The 18,014-nt window shown below is 71.7% G+C and carries 11 protein-coding genes; 3 read left to right on the top strand and 8 right to left on the bottom strand.

The window, feature by feature from the left end; translation table 11 throughout:
- Positions 1-248: 248 nt before the first annotated feature.
- Both hemW and ACTWJ8_RS14850 read right to left on the bottom strand, forming a co-directional pair.
- Entirely contained in the window at positions 249-1,481 is a 1,233-nt protein-coding gene (hemW, locus tag ACTWJ8_RS14845; protein ID WP_443264066.1) for a radical SAM family heme chaperone HemW, read from the bottom strand.
- A 36-nt stretch (positions 1,482-1,517) separates the two neighbouring features.
- The gene (locus ACTWJ8_RS14850) at positions 1,518-3,476 is read right to left on the bottom strand and encodes a SpoIIE family protein phosphatase (RefSeq protein WP_443264067.1); all 1,959 of its coding nucleotides are present in this window, start codon (positions 3,474-3,476) and stop codon (positions 1,518-1,520) included.
- A gap of 103 nt (positions 3,477-3,579) precedes the next feature.
- Here ACTWJ8_RS14850 and ACTWJ8_RS14855 point away from each other — a divergent pair, with 103 nt between their 5' ends.
- Both ACTWJ8_RS14855 and ACTWJ8_RS14860 read left to right on the top strand, forming a co-directional pair.
- Entirely contained in the window at positions 3,580-7,713 is a 4,134-nt protein-coding gene (locus tag ACTWJ8_RS14855) for a HAMP domain-containing protein (protein WP_443264068.1), read from the top strand.
- Between the two features lie 12 nt (positions 7,714-7,725).
- Entirely contained in the window at positions 7,726-8,304 is a 579-nt protein-coding gene (locus tag ACTWJ8_RS14860; RefSeq protein ID WP_356377043.1) for a response regulator, read from the top strand.
- A 25-nt stretch (positions 8,305-8,329) separates the two neighbouring features.
- Here the strand turns inward: ACTWJ8_RS14860 and ACTWJ8_RS14865 are convergent, their stop codons facing one another.
- Positions 8,330-10,219: an AMP-dependent synthetase/ligase gene (locus tag ACTWJ8_RS14865; protein WP_356377040.1), complete on the bottom strand. Its 1,890-nt coding sequence runs from the start codon at positions 10,217-10,219 to the stop codon at positions 8,330-8,332.
- Positions 10,220-10,508: 289 nt separating this feature from the next.
- Positions 10,509-12,380 (bottom strand): translation elongation factor 4, encoded by a 1,872-nt coding sequence (lepA, locus tag ACTWJ8_RS14870; protein WP_443264069.1) that lies wholly within the window; start codon positions 12,378-12,380, stop codon positions 10,509-10,511.
- Positions 12,381-12,614: 234 nt separating this feature from the next.
- Here lepA and rpsT point away from each other — a divergent pair, with 234 nt between their 5' ends.
- Positions 12,615-12,881, top strand: a complete 267-nt coding sequence (gene rpsT / locus ACTWJ8_RS14875) for a 30S ribosomal protein S20 (RefSeq protein ID WP_356377034.1) — start codon at positions 12,615-12,617, stop codon at positions 12,879-12,881.
- 251 nt (positions 12,882-13,132) lie between these two features.
- Here rpsT and holA read toward each other — a convergent pair whose 3' ends face one another.
- The 4 genes from holA to ACTWJ8_RS14895 form a co-directional block, all read right to left on the bottom strand.
- On the bottom strand, positions 13,133-14,119 hold the full coding sequence (gene holA / locus ACTWJ8_RS14880) for a DNA polymerase III subunit delta (protein ID WP_356377031.1): 987 nt from the start codon (positions 14,117-14,119) through the stop codon (positions 13,133-13,135).
- A gap of 48 nt (positions 14,120-14,167) precedes the next feature.
- Complete coding sequence (locus ACTWJ8_RS14885) at positions 14,168-14,413, bottom strand: hypothetical protein (RefSeq protein ID WP_356377028.1); 246 nt, start codon at positions 14,411-14,413, stop codon at positions 14,168-14,170.
- A 41-nt stretch (positions 14,414-14,454) separates the two neighbouring features.
- Positions 14,455-15,336 (bottom strand): YceI family protein, encoded by an 882-nt coding sequence (locus tag ACTWJ8_RS14890; protein ID WP_443264070.1) that lies wholly within the window; start codon positions 15,334-15,336, stop codon positions 14,455-14,457.
- A gap of 158 nt (positions 15,337-15,494) precedes the next feature.
- Positions 15,495-17,999: a ComEC/Rec2 family competence protein gene (locus ACTWJ8_RS14895; RefSeq protein WP_443264894.1), complete on the bottom strand. Its 2,505-nt coding sequence runs from the start codon at positions 17,997-17,999 to the stop codon at positions 15,495-15,497.
- Positions 18,000-18,014: the final 15 nt, after the last annotated feature.

An 18,014-nucleotide genomic window follows, 5' to 3' on the forward strand; every position in this document is an offset into this window, starting at 1 on the left:
AGGCACCCCGGGGCACCGCAATGGCTACGGGTAGCCACACGCGCCTTGGGCAACATGCCGCCTTGGGCGGCAGGGTGGGCAAGGCGGCGCCCGGCGCAGGCCGAACCCGCGGAGGGCGCCGACCACGGCAAGGTCCGGAACCCCGGCGCCGCGCAGCAGCGCCGAGCGTGGCAAGGGTCGGCGCCTCGGTGCCGCGCAACTAGGACGTCAGGCGTCGACCACGGCACGCGTCGGCACCCAGGACCGGGTCAGTCGACCACGTCGCGGACCACCGCGTCCGCCAGGAGGCGGCCGCGCAACGTGAGGACCGCGCGGCCCGCCGTGAACGGCTCGCGTTCCAACAGGCCGTCCGACAGCGCACGTTCCGCCGCCGCCAGGCCGGCGGGACGGAGGAGCGACAAGGGGCAGCCTTCGCGGAGACGGAGTTCCAGGAGGATGCGTTCGACCCGACGGTCCTCGGCGGAGAGGAGTTCCCGCCCCGCCCCGGGCGACCGGCCCTCGGCCAGCGCCGCGGCATACGCCCCCGGATGCTTCACGTTCCACCACCGCACCCCACCCACGTGCGAGTGCGCCCCCGGCCCGGCCCCCCACCAGTCGGCCCCCCGCCAGTACAACTCGTTGTGGAGGCACCGCCCGGCGTCGGACGTGGCCCAGTTCGACACCTCGTACCAGTCGAACCCGGCCGCGCCGAGCACCTCGTCCGCGATCAGGTACCGGTCCGCGTGCACGTCGTCGTCGGTCATCGGCACCTCGCCGCGCCGGATCCGCCGCGCCAGCTGCGTCCCCTCCTCGACGATCAGGGCGTAGGCGCTGACGTGATCGGGTCCCGCCCCGAGCGCCGCGTCGAGCGACGCCCGCCAGTCGTCGTCCGTCTCCCCCGGCGTGCCGTAGATCAGGTCGAGGTTGACGTGGTCGAAGCCCGCCGCCCGCGCCTCGGCGACACAGGCCTCGGGCCGCCCCGGCGTGTGCGTACGGTCGAGGATCTTGAGGACGTGCTGCCGGGCGCTCTGCATGCCGAAGGAGATCCGGTTGAAGCCACCGGCCCTGAGCTCGGCGAGGTACGCCGGGTCCACGGACTCCGGGTTCGCCTCGGTCGTTACCTCGGCGTCGTCCGCGAGCCCGAACTCGTCGCGGATCGCGCCCAGCATCCGTACGAGATCGGCGGCGGGGAGCAGCGTCGGCGTGCCGCCGCCGACGAAGACCGTGCGCACCGGGCGCGGGTCGTCGCCGAGGACCTTGCGGGCGAGCCGGACCTCCTCGACGAGCGTCTCCGCGTAGTTGTCGCGGGACGCGAGCACGCCTCCCGTGCCGCGCAGCTCGGTCGCCGTGTACGTGTTGAAGTCGCAGTACCCGCAGCGCGTGGCGCAGTACGGGACGTGCAGGTAGAAGCCGAGGGGGCGGGACTCGGCGTCGGCGCGGGCGGAGGCGGGCAGCGAGCCGTCGTGGGGAACGGGCTCGCCGTCGGGGAGTGCGGAAGGCATGACCCCATTGTCCCGCCTCGCCGGGCGGACCCGACCTCACTGGGCCTGGAGCACCAGGAGCGCGAGGTCGTCGTCGGGCGGACTGTCCGCGAACGCGTGCACGAGCCGCCTGATCCGCTCGGCGAGGAGCTGCGCCGTGAGGCCCGCGCATCCCGCGAGCGCCTGCGCCAGACCGTCCCCGTCGTCGAACTGGAGCGCGCCCCGGCGCCGCTCGGTCACCCCGTCCGTGACGCACAGGAGGGTGTCCCCGGTGTCCATGACGAACGTCTCACTCGTGTACCCGGGGTCGTCGACGACGCCGAGCAGCACCTGCGGCGAGGCCGCGGCGACGACCTCGCCGCCGGGCCGCATGAGCAGCGGCAGCGGATGCCCGGCGGAGGCGAGCGTGCAGATCACGCCGCCCTCCTCGGTGAGCGTCAGCTCACCGTAGAGGAGGGAGAGGAAGCGGGGCGTGGAGCCCTCCGGGGGTACGCCCCGGCCGTCGGCGGCGGCGAGCGCGCGGGCCGCGGCGTCGGAGGCCTCGGTGGCGTCGTCGAGCAGCAGCCGGTTGAGCCGGTCGAGGACCTGCGCGACCTGGTACTCCTCGCGCGCCAGGAGCCGCAGCCAGGGCCGTACGAGCCCGATGACGACGGCGGCCTCGGGGCCCTTGCCCTGGACGTCGCCGAGCGCGAAGCACCAGCGTCCTTCGCCGGCCGGGAACACGTCGTAGAAGTCGCCGCCGGGGCCGCCCGCCTCCTTCGGCTCGTAGACGAGGGCGGTCTTGACGTTGGGGATCTCGGCCATGGACGTGGGCAGCAGTCCGCTCTGGAGGATGCGGCTGATGGTGGCCTGCCGGGTGAAGCGGCGGGCCGCGCTGACGGCGAGGGCGACGCGCCGGCTGAAGTCCTCGACGAGCCCGGTGACCTCGTCCGGGAAGCGGTGCAGACCGGCCCGGCCGATCAGCAGGATGCCGAGGGCGCGGCCGCCCGCGGAGAGCCGGTAGGCGAGCGCGGAGCCGGTGTCGTCGGGTCCCGGTCCGCCCTGGGTGTCGAAGGGCCAGGGCACCGGTACGGCGCCGGAGAGCCGGTCGGGCAGCCGCGGCGGCTCCTTCTCCAGGAGTCCGCGGAGCTCTTCGATGCGGTGTTCGTGGGTGTGCCAGACGCGGGCGAGCCGGGGCAGCGGCATCGGGTCCTCGCCGCGCAGGTCGTGCTCGACGACGCCCGGCAGGCCGCGCCCCTCCTCCTCGTAGAACCAGACAGCGCACCAGTCGGCGAGCCGGGGCACGAGGAGCTGGCCCACGAGGGCGGCGACCATGTCCTCGTCGAGCTGTCCGGCGAGCAGGTCGGAGGCCTCGGCGAGGAAGGAGAGCGCGCCCCGGTTGATCCAGTCCTGGTCGTGGGGCGCGCGCCGGGACGCGGGGGCGAGGAGTTCGGCGGCGCGCAGCCCGCGCTGGAGGCTGCGGACGCGGGCGGGGTTGTCGGGGAGTTCGGCGGCGGGCGTGGGGGCGTCGGCGGGGAGGCGGGCCCAGACCGTCTTCGTGCCGTGCCCGTAGGTGATGCCCCACAACTCGGCGAGGGAGGCGACGAGTTGGAGGCCGCGGCCGTACTCGGGGGTCTCCGGGGAGCGGAACGCCCGGTCGTTGCGGACGGCGCGGGCCGGGTGCCGGTCGGTGACCTCGACGACGAGTCCCGCGGACGCGCTGCCGTCGGCGGTGGCGCCCTCGGGGCGGCACAGGAGGTCGACGCCGGTGCCCGCGTGCACGACGGCGTTGGTGACGAGTTCGCTGAGCACGAGGGCCGCGTCGTCCATGAGGCGGGTGTCCAGGGTGAGGGGCACCGCCGCCTCGGGCAGTTCGGTCCAGTCGGCGAACGCGGCCCGCAGGAAGCGGCGGGCGGCGGCGGGCGCCAGCGGGTTTCCCGGCAGCGAGGTGCGCGCGACGACCGGCTCCCCGGCCGGAGGTCCCGGCTCTCCTGGGGTGCCGAGCGCGCTCTCCCGCTGGATCGGAAGGGAACCCACGTTTTCGGCTCCTGAGTAGTTGTGGCAAAGACGCCTCGGGCGACACCGACAGAGTGACAGACTGACCACGCCCATAAGCGCGGAGTTACCTAAGTAGGCCGCTATGAGTGAGAACAGTGGTATGCGTGCACTTCAGAAGGGCTACGGTGACGATGCCATCCGCCCCAGTGACCTCCGGCCGCTGCTGGCCGCGCTCACGGCCGCACGGGACGGCACGTTCGCCCATGTGACGGTGTCCGCGGAGGGGATCGTCGGGGAGCTGGCCGCGACGTTCAACCAGCTCGCGGACCGCAGTGTGCACTTCAACGGCGAACTGGCGCGGGTGCGACGGGAGATAACCCGGCACGGTCGGCTCGACGAGCGCCTCGAGGCGAGCCCGGGGCAGGGCGCCTGGGTCACCCGGGTCGGCGACGTGAACACCATCATCGACGCGCTGGTCGCGCCGACCGCGAATGCCACGCGGGTCCTCGAGGCGGTCGCGGGCGGCGATCTGACCCAGCGCGTCGATCTGCACGACGGCACCCGGCAGTTGCGGGGCGATCTGCGCCGCCTCGGGCGTTCGGTCAACAAGATGGTGGACCAGCTCTCGCTCTTCACGGGCGAGGTGACGCGTCTGGCGCGTGAGGTGGGCACCGAGGGGCGGCTCGGCGGGCGCGCCAAGGCGACGGGTCTCTCCGGGAGTTGGCGGGACGTCACCGAGGCGGTCAACACCATGGCGTCGCGACTCACGGCGCAGGTGCGGGACATCGCGCTGGTGACGACGGCGGTGGCGCAGGGCGATCTGACGCGTACGGTCACGATCGAGGCGACGGGCGAGCTGCTCGAGCTGAAGCTGACCGTGAACACGATGGTCGACCAGCTCTCGGCGTTCGCCGACGAGGTGACGCGTGTGGCCCGTGAGGTCGGCACGGAGGGCCAGTTGGGCGGCCGCGCCCAGGTCCGCGGCGTGTCAGGCGTCTGGAAGGACCTCACCGACAACGTCAACTTCATGGCGTCGAACCTGACCTCCCAGGTACGGAACATCGCGCAGGTGACGACGGCCGTGGCGGACGGCGATCTGAGCCAGAAGATCACGGTCGACGCGCAGGGCGAGATCCTCGAACTCAAGTCGACGATCAACACGATGGTCGACCAGCTCTCGGCCTTCGCCGACGAGGTCACCCGCGTCGCCCGTGAGGTCGGCACCGAGGGCCAGTTGGGCGGCCGCGCCCAGGTCCGCGGCGTGTCAGGCGTCTGGAAGGACCTCACCGACAACGTCAACTTCATGGCCGACAACCTCACCTCTCAGGTGCGGAACATCGCGCTGGTGTCGACGGCGGTGGCGCAGGGCGACCTCGGCAAGAAGATCACCGTCGAGGCGAAGGGCGAGATCCTCGAACTCAAGTCGACGATCAACACGATGGTCGACCAGCTCTCCGCCTTCGCCGACGAGGTCACCCGCGTCGCCCGCGAGGTCGGCACCGAGGGCAACCTCGGCGGTCAGGCGCAGGTGCGCGGCGTGTCCGGCGTGTGGAAGGACCTTACGGACAACGTCAACTTCATGGCGTCGAACCTCACCTCTCAGGTGCGGAACATCGCGCAGGTGACGACGGCCGTGGCGCAGGGCGACCTGTCCAAGAAGATCTCGGTCGACGCGCGCGGCGAGATCCTGGAGCTGAAGGACACCGTCAACACGATGGTGGAGCAGCTGCGCGGCTTCGCCGACGAGGTGACCCGTGTGGCCCGTGAGGTCGGCACCGACGGCCGCCTCGGCGGGCGTGCAACCGTCCACGGCGTGTCGGGCGTCTGGAAGGACCTCACCGACAACGTCAACTACATGGCGGACAACCTGACCTCCCAAGTACGCAACATCGCACAGGTCGCCACGGCCGTGGCCCAGGGCGACCTCTCCAAGAAGATCGACGTCGACGCGCGCGGCGAGATCCTCGAACTCAAGACGACGATCAACACGATGGTCGACACGCTCTCCTCGTTCTCCTCCGAGGTGACCCGTGTGGCCCGCGAGGTGGGCTCCCAGGGCCAGTTGGGCGGCCAGGCGCGGGTCGAGGGCGTGTACGGCACGTGGAAGCGCCTGACGACGAACGTGAACGAGCTGGCGCTGAACCTGACCACGCAGGTCCGCGCGATCGCCGAGGTGGCGTCCGCGGTGACGCAGGGCGACATGTCGCGGTCGATCACCGTCGACGCGCAGGGCGAGGTCGCCGAGCTCAAGGACAACATCAACCTGATGGTGGCCAACCTCCGCGAGACGACCCGCGCGAAGGACTGGCTGGAGTCGAACCTGGCGCGCCTCGCCGCCCTGATGCAGGGCCACCGGGACCTGATGGAGGTCGCCGACCTGATCCTGCGCGAGCTGACGCCGCTGGTGAACGCGCAGTACGGCGCCTTCTTCCTCGCGGAGCAGGACGACGACGGCACGCGCCCGCGCACGGCGGTGCCCACGAAGGGCCTCGCGTACATCGCGGGCTACGGTTCGGGCTCGGCGTCGGTCATCGACACGGGCGGGATGCCGGTGCACGGCCTCGTACGGCAGGCGGCCCTGGAGAAGAAGCGGATCCTGGTGGAGGAGGTGCCGCCGGACTACATCAACATCAACAGCGGGCTCGGCGAGGCGGCGCCCGCGTCGGTCGTGATCATTCCGATCCTGTTCGAGGACAAGCTGCTCGGGGTGATCGAGCTGGCCTCGTTCTCCCGCTTCTCCGACGTCCACCTGGCGTTCTTCGACCAGTTCGTGAACACCATCGGCGTCGCCATCAACACCATCATCGCCAACTCCCGTACGGAGTCCCTGCTCGGCGAGTCCCAGCGGCTCGCCGTCCAGCTCCAGGAGCGGTCGGACGAACTCCAGCGCCAGCAGGCCGAGTTGCAGCGCTCGAACGCGCAGCTGGAGGAGAAGGCCGCCCTGTTGGCGACCTCGTCGCAGTACAAGTCGGAGTTCCTGGCGAACATGTCGCACGAGCTGCGCACGCCGCTGAACTCGCTGCTCATCCTGGCCCGGCTGCTCTCCGACAACCCGGACGGCCATCTCAACGACCAGGAGGTGCAGTTCGCGACGACGATCCACCGCTCGGGCTCCGACCTGCTCCAGCTGATCAACGACATCCTCGACCTGTCGAAGATCGAGGCCGGCCGGATGGACGTACGCCCCAAGAAGCTCCCGCTCATCAAGCTCCTCGACTACGTCCACGCGACGTTCCGGCCGATCACCCTCGACCGGGGGCTCGCCTTCGAGGTGTCCGTCGGCGAGGACGTCCCGCGCGAGATGTTCTCGGACGAGCAGCGGCTCCAGCAGATCCTGCGCAACCTCCTGTCGAACGCGATCAAGTTCACCGCGCAGGGCCGCGTCGAGCTGCGGGTCCGCCTGGTCAAGGGCCCCGAGGGCGCCCCGCTCGCCGACTCGGACGACCTGCTGGCCTTCGCCGTCACCGACACCGGCATCGGCATCCCGCGCGACAAGCTGGCCGTCGTCTTCGAGGCGTTCCAGCAGGCCGACGGCACGACGAACCGCAAGTACGGGGGCACGGGCCTCGGCCTGTCGATCAGCCGGGAGATCGCCGCGCTGCTCGGCGGCCACATCGTCGCGGAGAGCGAGCCCGGCGAGGGCTCCACGTTCACGCTGTACGTCCCCGTGCGCTGCCCCGGTCACGAGCGGCCCGCCGAGCTGGAGCCGGGCACCGGCGCGGCGCTGCTGCCGCAGCAGGGCGAGCCCACGGACGAGTACACCCCGCCCGAGCCTCCCGAGCAGGAGGACAACTGGCCGGCGCCGACGAAGCTGGAGCAGTGGAAGACGGGCAGGCCGGGCCGGGTCCTGCCGGGCCGCCGCGTCCTGATCGTCGACGACGACATCCGCAACGTCTTCGCGCTCACCCATGTCCTCGGCCGCGTCGGCATGCCGGTCCTGTACGCGGAGAACGGCCGGGAGGGCATCGAGACCCTGGAGAGCCACCCCGACGTCGAGCTCGTCCTGATGGACATCATGATGCCCGAGATGGACGGCTACGAGACGATCTCCGTCATCCGCTCCACGCCGAGGTGGGCGGGGCTGCCGATCGTGGCGCTCACCGCCAAGGCCATGCCCGGCGACCGCGAGAAGTCGATAGCCAAGGGCGCGAACGACTACGTACCCAAACCGGTGGACGTCGACCAGTTGCTGAACGTCGTGTGCGAGCTGCTGGCCCCCGAGGAGGCGGAGCTGTCCGCCGCCGAGGCGTCCGGCGCACCGGCGATCACTGAGTGAGGCACCGTCATCATGACCACTGCAGAGTCCCCTTCGGCGGATCGGGCCAGCATCCTCCTCGTCGACGACATGGAGGACAACCTGACCGCGCTCGAAGCCGTGCTCGGGCCGCTCAACGAGCCGTTGGTCAGAGCCCGTTCGGGCGAGGAGGCGATGAAGGCGCTGCTGCGCAGGCAGTTCGCCGTCGTCCTCCTCGACATCCGGATGCCGGGCATGGACGGCTTCGAGACGGCGACGAACATCAAGCGACTCGACCAGACGAAGGACGTCCCGATCATCTTCCTGACCGGCACGGAGGCCGACACGGGCTACGCGTTCCGCGGCTACGCGACCGGGGCCGCGGACTACCTCACCAAGCCGTTCGACCCGTGGGTGCTGCGCGCGAAGGTGACGGTCTTCCTCGACCTGCACCGCAAGAACCGCCAGCTGCAGCGGCTCCTCGCGCGCGAGCACGAGCAGCTGGACACGCTGGCCGCGCGCATGACGTCCCTCGAGCGACGGCTCGCGGAGGACGCCGCCCCCGACGTCCGCGACCTGCGGCACGACATCGGGGAGATGAAGGAGACGCTGCGGACGATGCGCCGGAACTAGCGCACCGTCCGCGGCGTGGGACGCGTCAGCCCTCGCGGGTGCCGGCGTACATGTCGTCGAGGAGGTCCTTGTACTCGCGCTCGACGACCGGGCGCTTCAGCTTCAGGCTGGGCGTCAGTTCGCCGTGCTCGATGTCGAGGTCGCGCGGCAGCAGCTTGAACTTCTTGATGGTCTGCCAGCGCTGGAGGCCCTCGTTGAGCTCCTTCACGTAGCCGTCGATGAGCTCGACGGTCTGCGGGGCCGCGACGACCTCCGCGTAGGACGAGCCGCTGAGGCCGTTCTCCTTGGCCCACTCCAGGATCGACGGCTCGTCGAGGGCGATGAGCGCCGTGCAGAAGTTCCGGTCGGCGCCGTGCACCAGGATGTTCGAGACGTACGGGCAGACGGCCTTGAACTGGCCCTCGACCTCGGCCGGCGCGATGTACTTGCCGCCGGACGTCTTGATGAGGTCCTTCTTGCGGTCGGTGATCCGCAGATAGCCGTCGTTGGACAGCTCGCCGATGTCACCGGTGTGGAACCAGCCGTCGGACTCCAGGACCTCGGCCGTCTTGTCGGGCAGGCCGTGGTAGCCCTCCATGATGCCGGGGCCGCGCAGCAGGATCTCGCCGTCGTCCGCGATCCGCACCTCGGTGCCGGGCAGCGGCTTGCCGACGGTGCCGGTGCGGTACGCCTCGCCGGGGTTCACGAACGACGCGGCGGAGGACTCGGTGAGCCCGTAGCCCTCCAGGATGTGCACGCCCGCGCCCGCGAAGAAGTAGCCGATCTCGGGCGCCAGGGCGGCCGAACCGGAGACGCAGGCCCGCAGCCGCCCGCCGAAGGCCTCCCGCAGCTTGCCGTAGACGAGCCGGTCGGCGACCTTGTGCTTCGAGCCGAGGGCGAAGGGCACCGAGGCGACGCCGGTGCGCCGGAAGTTGTCCTGGCTGACCTTCGCGTACTCGCGGGCGACACCCGCCGCCCACTGGAAGATCTTGTACTTGGCGTTGCCACCGGCCTTCGCCTTCGCGGCGACGCCGTTGTAGACCTTCTCGAAGATGCGCGGCACGGCGGCCATGTAGGTCGGCTGCACGACCGGCAGATTCTCGATGATCTTGTCCACGCGGCCGTCGACGGCGGTGACGTGCCCGACCTCGATCTGGCCGGAGGTGAGCACCTTGCCGAAGACGTGCGCGAGCGGCAGCCACAGGTACTGCACGTCTTCGCCGCCGACGAGGCCGGTCGCCGCGATGGCCTTCGCCATGTACGACCAGTTGTCGTGCGGGAGACGGACGCCCTTGGGGCGGCCCGTGGTGCCGGAGGTGTAGATGAGCGTGGCGAGCTGGTCCTTGGTGATCGCCCCGACGCGCTCCTTGACGACGTCCGGGTTCTTCTCCAGGTACGCGGCGCCGCGCGCCTCCAGGTCCTCCAGGGTGAGCACCCAGCCGTCGGGGTCGGCGGAGTCGGGCTCGACGCCGGTCGCGTCGATCACCACGACGTGCCGCAGCTCGGGCAGCTCGGTGCGGCGGGCCCGCGCCTTGGCGAGCTGCGCGGCGTCCTCCGCGACCATCACCTTCGACTCGGAGTCGGACAGGATGAACGCCGACTCGTCCTCGTTGGTCTGCGGGTACACGGTGGTGGTCGCCGCACCCGCGCACATGATGCCGAGGTCCGCGAGTATCCACTCGACGCGGGTCGAGGAGGCGAGCGCCACCCGCTCCTGCGGGCCGACGCCCAGCTCGACGAGGCCCGCCGCGATGGCGTAGACGCGCTGCGCGGCCTGCGCCCAGCTCAGCGACTTCCAGTCGTCGGGGCCCGTGCCGGAGGCCGCGGGCACCGGGTAGCGGTACGCCTCGGCGTCCGGCGTCGCGGACACGCGTTCCAGGAAGAGGTTCGCCACGGAGGGCGGCCGGTTCTCGATCAGGGTCTGTGTGTCGCTCACGACGTCCTCCGGGGCCCGCGACAGTGCGGCTTGTTCAGACAGTGCGGCTTATTGGTACGGCGATGGGCACAGGGCTTGATACGTGCCTTGATACGCGGCTTGTTTAACTGGCGAGTAACCATTGGGCAGTGATCAGGGTAAGGGTCGCCCGGCCGCCACGTAAGGGGCTCCGGCCTCCGACTTCACCGGACCGCGCGCTTCGCCCTCACCTCTCACAGGGCTTACACAAAAGCAGGGCCCGGCGGGCGGGATCGCCTGCCGGGCCCTGTCACCCTGTCACGTCAGTGGCTCACTTCTTGCTCTTGGAGCCGCCGCCGTCGTCGCTGGAGAGCACCGCGATGAAGGCCTCCTGCGGCACCTCGACGGAGCCGACCATCTTCATGCGCTTCTTGCCCTCCTTCTGCTTCTCGAGGAGCTTGCGCTTACGGGAGATGTCACCGCCGTAGCACTTGGCGAGGACGTCCTTGCGGATGGCGCGGATGGTCTCACGGGCGATCACCCGGGAGCCGATCGCGGCCTGCACCGGCACCTCGAAGGCCTGCCGCGGGATCAGCTCACGGAGCTTGGCCACGAGGCGGACGCCGTACTGGTACGCCTGGTCCTTGTGCGTGATGGCGGAGAAGGCGTCGACCTTGTCGCCGTGCAGCAGGATGTCGACCTTGACGAGCTGGGCGCTCTGCTCGCCCGTGGGCTCGTAGTCCAGCGAGGCGTAGCCGCGGGTCTTGGACTTCAGCTGGTCGAAGAAGTCGAAGACGATCTCGGCGAGCGGCAGCGTGTAGCGGATCTCGACGCGGTCCTCGGAGAGGTAGTCCATGCCGAGCAGCACGCCGCGGCGGCCCTGGCAGAGCTCCATGACCGAGCCGATGAACTCGGAGGGCGCCAGGATCGTGGCGCGCACGACCGGCTCGTAGACCTCCGCGATCTTCCCCTCGGGGAACTCGCTCGGGTTGGTGACCGTGTGCTCCTCGCCGTCCTCCATGTTGACGCGGTAGACCACGTTGGGGGCGGTGGCGATCAGGTCGAGGCCGAACTCGCGCTCGAGGCGCTCGCGGATCACGTCGAGGTGCAGCAGGCCGAGGAAGCCGACGCGGAAACCGAAGCCGAGGGCGGCGGAGGTCTCCGGCTCGTAGACCAGCGCGGCGTCGTTGAGCTGGAGCTTGTCGAGCGCGTCGCGCAGCTCCGGGTAGTCGGAGCCGTCCAGCGGGTACAGGCCCGAGAACACCATCGGCTTCGGGTCCTTGTAGCCGCCGAGCGGCTCGGTGGCGCCCTTGTTCAGCTGGGTGATGGTGTCACCCACCTTGGACTGGCGGACGTCCTTCACGCCGGTGATCAGGTAGCCCACCTCGCCGACGCCGAGCCCGTCGGCGGGCAGCATCTCCGGCGAGTTCGTGCCGATCTCCAGCAGCTCGTGCGTGGCGCCGGTCGACATCATCCGGATGCGCTCGCGCTTGTTGAGCTGGCCGTCGACGACACGGACGTACGTGACGACGCCGCGGTACGAGTCGTAGACCGAGTCGAAGATCATCGCGCGGGCGGGGGCGTCCTTGACGCCGACCGGGGCCGGGATGTCGGAGACGACCTTGTCGAGCAGCGCCTCGACGCCCATGCCGGTCTTGGCGGAGACCTTCAGGACGTCGTCGGGCTCGCAGCCGACGAGGTTGGCCAGCTCCTCGCTGAACTTCTCGGGCTGCGCGGCCGGCAGGTCGATCTTGTTCAGTACGGGGATGATCTGAAGGTCGTTCTCCATCGCCAGGTAGAGGTTGGCGAGGGTCTGGGCCTCGATGCCCTGGGCGGCGTCGACGAGCAGGATGGTCCCCTCGCACGCGGCGAGCGAGCGCGACACCTCGTACGTGAAGTCCACGTGGCCCGGCGTGTCGATCATGTTCAGGATGTGGGTACTGCCCTGGTCGGGCCCCTCATTGGGGGCCCAGGGCAGACGCACCGCCTGGGACTTGATCGTGATGCCGCGCTCTCGCTCGATGTCCATCCGGTCGAGGTACTGAGCACGCATCTGCCGCTGCTCGACCACGCCGGTCAGCTGGAGCATCCGGTCGGCGAGCGTGGACTTGCCGTGGTCGATGTGCGCGATGATGCAGAAATTGCGAATCAGAGCCGGGTCGGTACGGCTCGGCTCGGGCACATTTTTAGGGATCGCGGGCACGCAGGGTCCTGTCTCTTGAGGCCTTCTGCCTCAGGTCGGCCTCGGTTGGGATCAATACGTAGCCTCCATGGTCCCATGCGCGGGGCACTGCGCTCGGTTTGGGCCGCCTGGAGTAGGGCTGATACCGTGGGCAGCTGTGTCTCATGCCCTCTCAGCGCGAGACACGCACCCAGTAGAAATCACCGGTTCGGGACCCTCACCGGCCCCGGGCCAGAACCTGCAAAGGCTCATTTCGTGGCGAACATCAAGTCCCAGATCAAGCGGATCAAGACCAACGAGAAGGCGCGGCTGCGCAACAAGGCCGTCAAGTCCTCCCTCAAGACCGCGATCCGCAAGGCCCGCGAGGCCGCTGCCTCCGGTGACGTCCAGAAGGCCGTCGAGGCCCAGCGCGCTGCCGCGCGTCAGCTCGACAAGGCCGTCTCCAAGGGCGTCATCCACAAGAACCAGGCCGCCAACAAGAAGTCGGCGCTTGCTTCCCGTGTGGCGTCCATCCAGGGCTGAAGCAGTACCGCAGTACCTGATCTGAACTGAACTGACGTCGGTGGGACCCGGGCGGGCCCTCTCTCATCCGCCCCCGACCGACACCCGGAGCCCGCACGCGGCCTGCGTTCGCCACGCGGGTGCGGGCTCACCAAGCTTGACCCGAGGCCCCCGTCCTTCCCCAGGACGGGGGCCTCGGTGCGTTCCGGTGCGTGGGATGCGGGGCGAAACCCCAGGGCGTGGCGGACGGGCAGGGGCGGCGGGGGCGGCCTCTATCGGCCGCGGGACCGGGCGGCCCGCGCCACGGTCACCACGGCCTTCTCCAGCGCGTACTCGGGATCGTCCCCGGCCCCCTTGACCCCGGCGTCGGCCTCCGCGACCGCCCGGAGCGCCACCGCGACCCCGTCCGGCGACCAGCCCCGCATCTGCTGCCGCACCCGATCGATCTTCCACGGCGGCATCCCCAGCTCCCGCGCGAGATCCGCCGGCCGGCCACCCCGCGCGGACGACAGCTTCCCGATCGCCCGCACGCCCTGCGCCAACGCCGACGTGATCATCACCGGCGCCACCCCGGTCGCGAGCGACCAGCGCAGCGCCTCCAGCGCCTCCGCCGCCCGCCCCTCCACGGCCCGGTCGGCCACGGTGAAGCTGGAGGCCTCGGCCCGCCCGGTGTAGTACCGCCCGACGACGGCGTCGTCGATCGTGCCCTCGACGTCGGCCGCGAGCTGCGACACGGCGGACGCCAGCTCCCGCAGGTCGCTTCCGATGGCGTCGACCAGTGCCTGCGACGCCTCGCCGGTCGCGGACCGCCCGAGCGCCCGGAACTCGTTGCGCACGAACGCCAGCCGGTCCGCCGGCTTCGTCATCTTCGGACAGGCGACTTCCCTGGCCCCGGCCTTACGGGCCGCGTCGAGCAGCCCCTTCCCCTTGGCGCCGCCCGCGTGCAGCAGCACGAGCGTGATCTCCTCGGCGGGCGCGCCGATGTACGCCTTGACGTCCTTGACGGTGTCCGCCGACAGGTCCTGCGCGTTGCGCACGACGACGACCTTGCGCTCCGCGAACAGCGAGGGGCTCGTCAGCTCGGCGAGCGTCCCGGGCTGGAGCTGGTCCGGCGTGAGGTCCCGCACGTCGGTGTCCGCGTCGGCGGCGCGCGCGGCCGCCACGATCTGCTGCACCGCGCGGTCGAGCAGCAGGTCCTCCTGGCCCACCGCGACGGTGAGCGGGGCGAGCGGATCGTCGTTTGCACTCTTCCTGGCCATCGCGGTCAAGCATCCCACGCGCCACTGACAACCCGCCCCGATCCCGGCCTACGGCTCCTCGCGCCAGCCCTCCCACTCGGCCGCGAACTCGTCGAGCTCCCCGGCCCCGAGCCGCTCGTCCGCGTCCTCGACGACCACCAGCCACTGCGCGTCCTCGGCGTCGTCCTCACCGGCCAGCGCGTCCCGTACGAGCTGGGGTTCCTCGGTCACCCCGAAACGCTCGCGGAGCGCCTCCGCCGCCTCCTCCGCGGCGTCGCGGTCGGGCAGCACCAGTACGTGTCTCACATCGCTCACGGCACCATTTTCCGGCACGCGCCCGGCCGCCCGGTACCCGGTCAGCTCTTCGGCACGACCTGGATGTCGAGGTCGATGCGGACGCTGGAGCCGACGACGGCGATGCCCCTGGCCAGCATGGTCTGCCAGCTCACCGTGAAGTCGTCGCGGTGCAGCTCGGTGCTCGCGCGGCAGGCGGCGCGGGTCTCGCCCTCCATGCCGGTGCCCACACCCAGGTACTCGGCGTCCAGCGTCACCGTCCGGGTCACGCCGTGCAGGGACAGCGCCCCGGTGACCGCCCACCGGTTGCCGCCCTTGTGCACGAAGCGGTCGCTGTAGAACTCCAGCGTGGGGAAGCGCTCGACGTCGAGGAAGTCGGCGGACCTGAGGTGGTCGTCGCGCATCTTGACGTTCGTGTCGATGGACGCGGCGTCGATGACCACGTGCATCGCCGAGTCCTCGGGCCGCTCGGCCACCCGCAGCACACCGGCGAACGTGTTGAACCGTCCGTACACCCGCGCCATCCCGATGTGCCGCGCCGTGAACCCGATCGAGGAGTGCGTCGGCTCGACCTCCCAGTCCCCCGGCTCGGGCAGCGGCGGCGGCGCGGTGACCTGGAGCGCGACGTCGCCGAGCGCCGTCTGCCCGCCCTCCGCCACGGTGGCCCCGCCGCGGAACGGCGCGTACCCCTCGGCCGACACCGCGAGCCGGTAATCCCCTGCGGGCACGGACGCCACGAACGAGCCGAACGGGTCGACGCCCCCGCTCACCACCTTGCGCCCCATCGCGTCGCTCACCGTGTACTCGGCTCCCCGCACCGGCTCGTTCACGGGGTCGATGATCCGGCCGCTGAGCACTCCGGCGCCCGGCGGCACCGTCATTCCCGCGACCGCGCTCTCTCCTACTGACCGGTTAGTACGGTTTCTACGCCAACGGCCGAACATGCCCTACCCACCCCAGTACGCCTGGACAACTACCTGATCTGCTGCATTCGACATGCATTCGATCATCGCGGGCAGTTTCGAGGCAACATGCGCTCACATGGCAAGAACCCGCCTGTCAGACCGCCGCGCGGCATGCTAAGGAGCCACGGGCCGAGGGGCTAGGGCAGCACCCGGAGCGCGTCGCCCCCTCCTCCCACGACCGCGACCGCCCCGTCCCGGTCCGTTCTGAACACCGCCGCGCCACCCGCCCGCAGCGCCGCCAGCGTGCTCGGCGCCGGATGCCCGTACGGGTTGTCCCGCCCCACCGAGACCAGCGCGACGCGCGGCGCCGCCCTCCGCAACAGCTCCGGATCCTGGTACGCGGACCCGTGGTGGGCGACCTTGAGCACGTCGACCGGCGACAGGGCGGCCCCTGCGGGCGTGCGCAACAGGGCGCGCTGCGCCGCCGGTTCGAGGTCGCCGAGGAGCAGCAGCGTCATCCCCGCGACCCGGACGAGCAGGGTCACGCTCGCGTCGTTCGGCCCGTCCGGGGTCGGCGCCGGGTCCGGCGGCGGCCACAGCACCCGCCAGTCGAGCGGCCCCGCCCTGCTCCGCTCCCCCGCCCCCGCGCGCACCAGCGGCACCCCGCGCCGCGCCGCCTCCCTGCGCACGAAGGCGACCTGGTCCGCAGGCTCCTCGAACCCCGTCGTCCCGACCTGCCCGACGGCCCGGCCCCGCAGCACCCCCGGAAGTCCGGCCACGTGGTCCGCGTGGAAGTGCGTGAGGATCACCGCCGGGATCCGGGTGACGCCCAGCGACCGCAGGCACCGGTCGACGAGGAGCGGGTCCGGCCCCGCGTCCACCACCACCCCTGCCCCGGCCCCCGCGGCCAGCACCAGCGCGTCGCCCTGCCCCACGTCGCACATCACCAGCCGCCATCCGGCCGGCGGCCAGCCGGTGACGCCCCGGACGAGCGGCGCGGGCCGGGTGACCACCAGGACGAGCAGCAGCGCGCAGACCCCGCAGAGCCACGGCACCCTGAGCACTCTGCGCCCCACGAGCACCAGCACCGCCGTGCCGAACGCGAGCAGCACCCCGCCTCGCCACCCGCCCGGCCAGTCGATCCCGCTTCCGGGCAGCGCCGCCCCGGTCCGCGCGAGGTCCGCGATCCATCCCGCGGGCCAACCGGCGCACCACGCCAGGGACTTCGCGAGCGGCATCGCCACCGGCGCCGCCGCGAGGGCCGCGAACCCGAGCACCGTCGCGGGCGCCACGGCGAACTCCGCCAGCAGATTGCACGGCACCGCCACCAGGCTCACCCGCGCCGCCAGGACCGCGACGACCGGCGCGCACACCGCCTGCGCCGCCGCGGCCGCCCCGAGCGCCTCGGCGATCCGCCCCGGCACCCCGCGCGCCCGCAGCGCCGCGCTCCACCGCGGGGCCAGCGTGAGGAGCGCGCCGGTGGCGAGGACCGAGAGCAGGAACCCGTAACTCCGCGCCAGCCACGGGTCGTACAGGACGAGCAGCAGCACGGCCGTCGCCAGCGCGGGCAGCAGCGATCTGCGCCGCCCGGTGGCCACGGCGAGCAGGGCGATCAGCCCGCACGACGCCGCCCGCAGCACGCTCGGCTCGGGCCGGCAGACCACGACGAAGCCGAGGGTGAGGGCGCCGCCGAGCACCGCCGTCGTCCGCAGCGGCAGCCCGATCCGGGGCGCCAGCCCGCGCCGCTCGACCCGCTGGGCGATCCCGGGCGGACCGATCAACAGGGCGAGCAGGATGGTGAAGTTGGCTCCGCTGACCGCCATGAGGTGCAGCAGGTCGGTCTCCTCGAAGGCGGCGTGCAGCTCCGGTGACACGCGGGCCGTGTCGCCGACGACCAGCCCCGGCAGCAGGGCGCGCGGGTCCGCGGCCAAGCCGTCGGTGGCCTCGCGCAGCCCCTCCCGCAGCGCCCCTGCCACCCGTTGCGACCGGCTCGGCGACCCCACGATCCGCGCCCGCTCGCTCCGTCCGACGCGCAGCACGGCCGCGATCCGGTCCCCCGACACCATCGGCGGCGCGAGGCCCCCGCGCACCCGCAACCGTGTGCTCGGCAGCACCGAGAGCCACGAACTGCCTTGCGCGTAGCCCGCTTCGTCCGGTCCGCGTGCGGTCGGCTCGCCCTTGCCGCCCCCGCTCACCAGGACCAGCACCGGCGTCCGCGTGCGCACCGCCCCGCCGTCGGGCCCCGTCACCCGCACCACGTCCGCCTCCACCAGCACCGACATCGGCGCCGCGTGGTCGCCGCGGATCCGCGGCCGGGTGACCCGGGGGTCGGACGTCACCTCCAACTCCACGTCCACGTGCGCGAAGCGGGACGCGAGGGCGGGTACCGGGCCGCGTCGCAGGTCCGCCCCGTGCAGCCCCGAGGAGGCCGCCGCCGCGGCGGTGCACAGGAGCAGCGCCGCCGCCGACGGCCCCCGCCACGACGGCGTCGCGGAACGGCCGCGACCCGCCACCAGGAGCCCCGCCCCGACGACCGCGCACGCCGCCGCCACGAGCGCCGCCCACCAGGGCGAACCGGTCACCGTCAGCGCCGCCGTGCCCCACGCCGCGAGCGCGGGCGGCACCAGTCTGAGGTCCAGCGGCCCCTCCTGCCGCGGATACGCGTCCCCGAGCCGCCCCGCCGCGCCCGACGCGCCTGTCATGCCGGCAGCGCCCGG

Source organism: Streptomyces sp. SDT5-1, from assembly GCF_052245995.1.
Classification (GTDB): Bacteria; Actinomycetota; Actinomycetes; order Streptomycetales; family Streptomycetaceae; genus Streptomyces.

What these genes read in the sequence shown, in the direction of transcription:
- hemW (WP_443264066.1), bottom strand. Translation starts at nt 1,481, where the DNA reads ATGCCTTCCGCACTCCCCGACGGCGAGCCCGTTCCCCACGACGGCTCG.
- ACTWJ8_RS14855 (WP_443264068.1), top strand. Translation starts at nt 3,580, where the DNA reads ATGAGTGAGAACAGTGGTATGCGTGCACTTCAGAAGGGCTACGGTGAC.
- ACTWJ8_RS14860 (WP_356377043.1), top strand. Translation starts at nt 7,726, where the DNA reads ATGACCACTGCAGAGTCCCCTTCGGCGGATCGGGCCAGCATCCTCCTC.
- holA (WP_356377031.1), bottom strand. Translation starts at nt 14,119, where the DNA reads ATGGCCAGGAAGAGTGCAAACGACGATCCGCTCGCCCCGCTCACCGTC.
- ACTWJ8_RS14890 (WP_443264070.1), bottom strand. Translation starts at nt 15,336, where the DNA reads ATGTTCGGCCGTTGGCGTAGAAACCGTACTAACCGGTCAGTAGGAGAG.
- ACTWJ8_RS14895 (WP_443264894.1), bottom strand. Translation starts at nt 17,999, where the DNA reads ATGACAGGCGCGTCGGGCGCGGCGGGGCGGCTCGGGGACGCGTATCCG.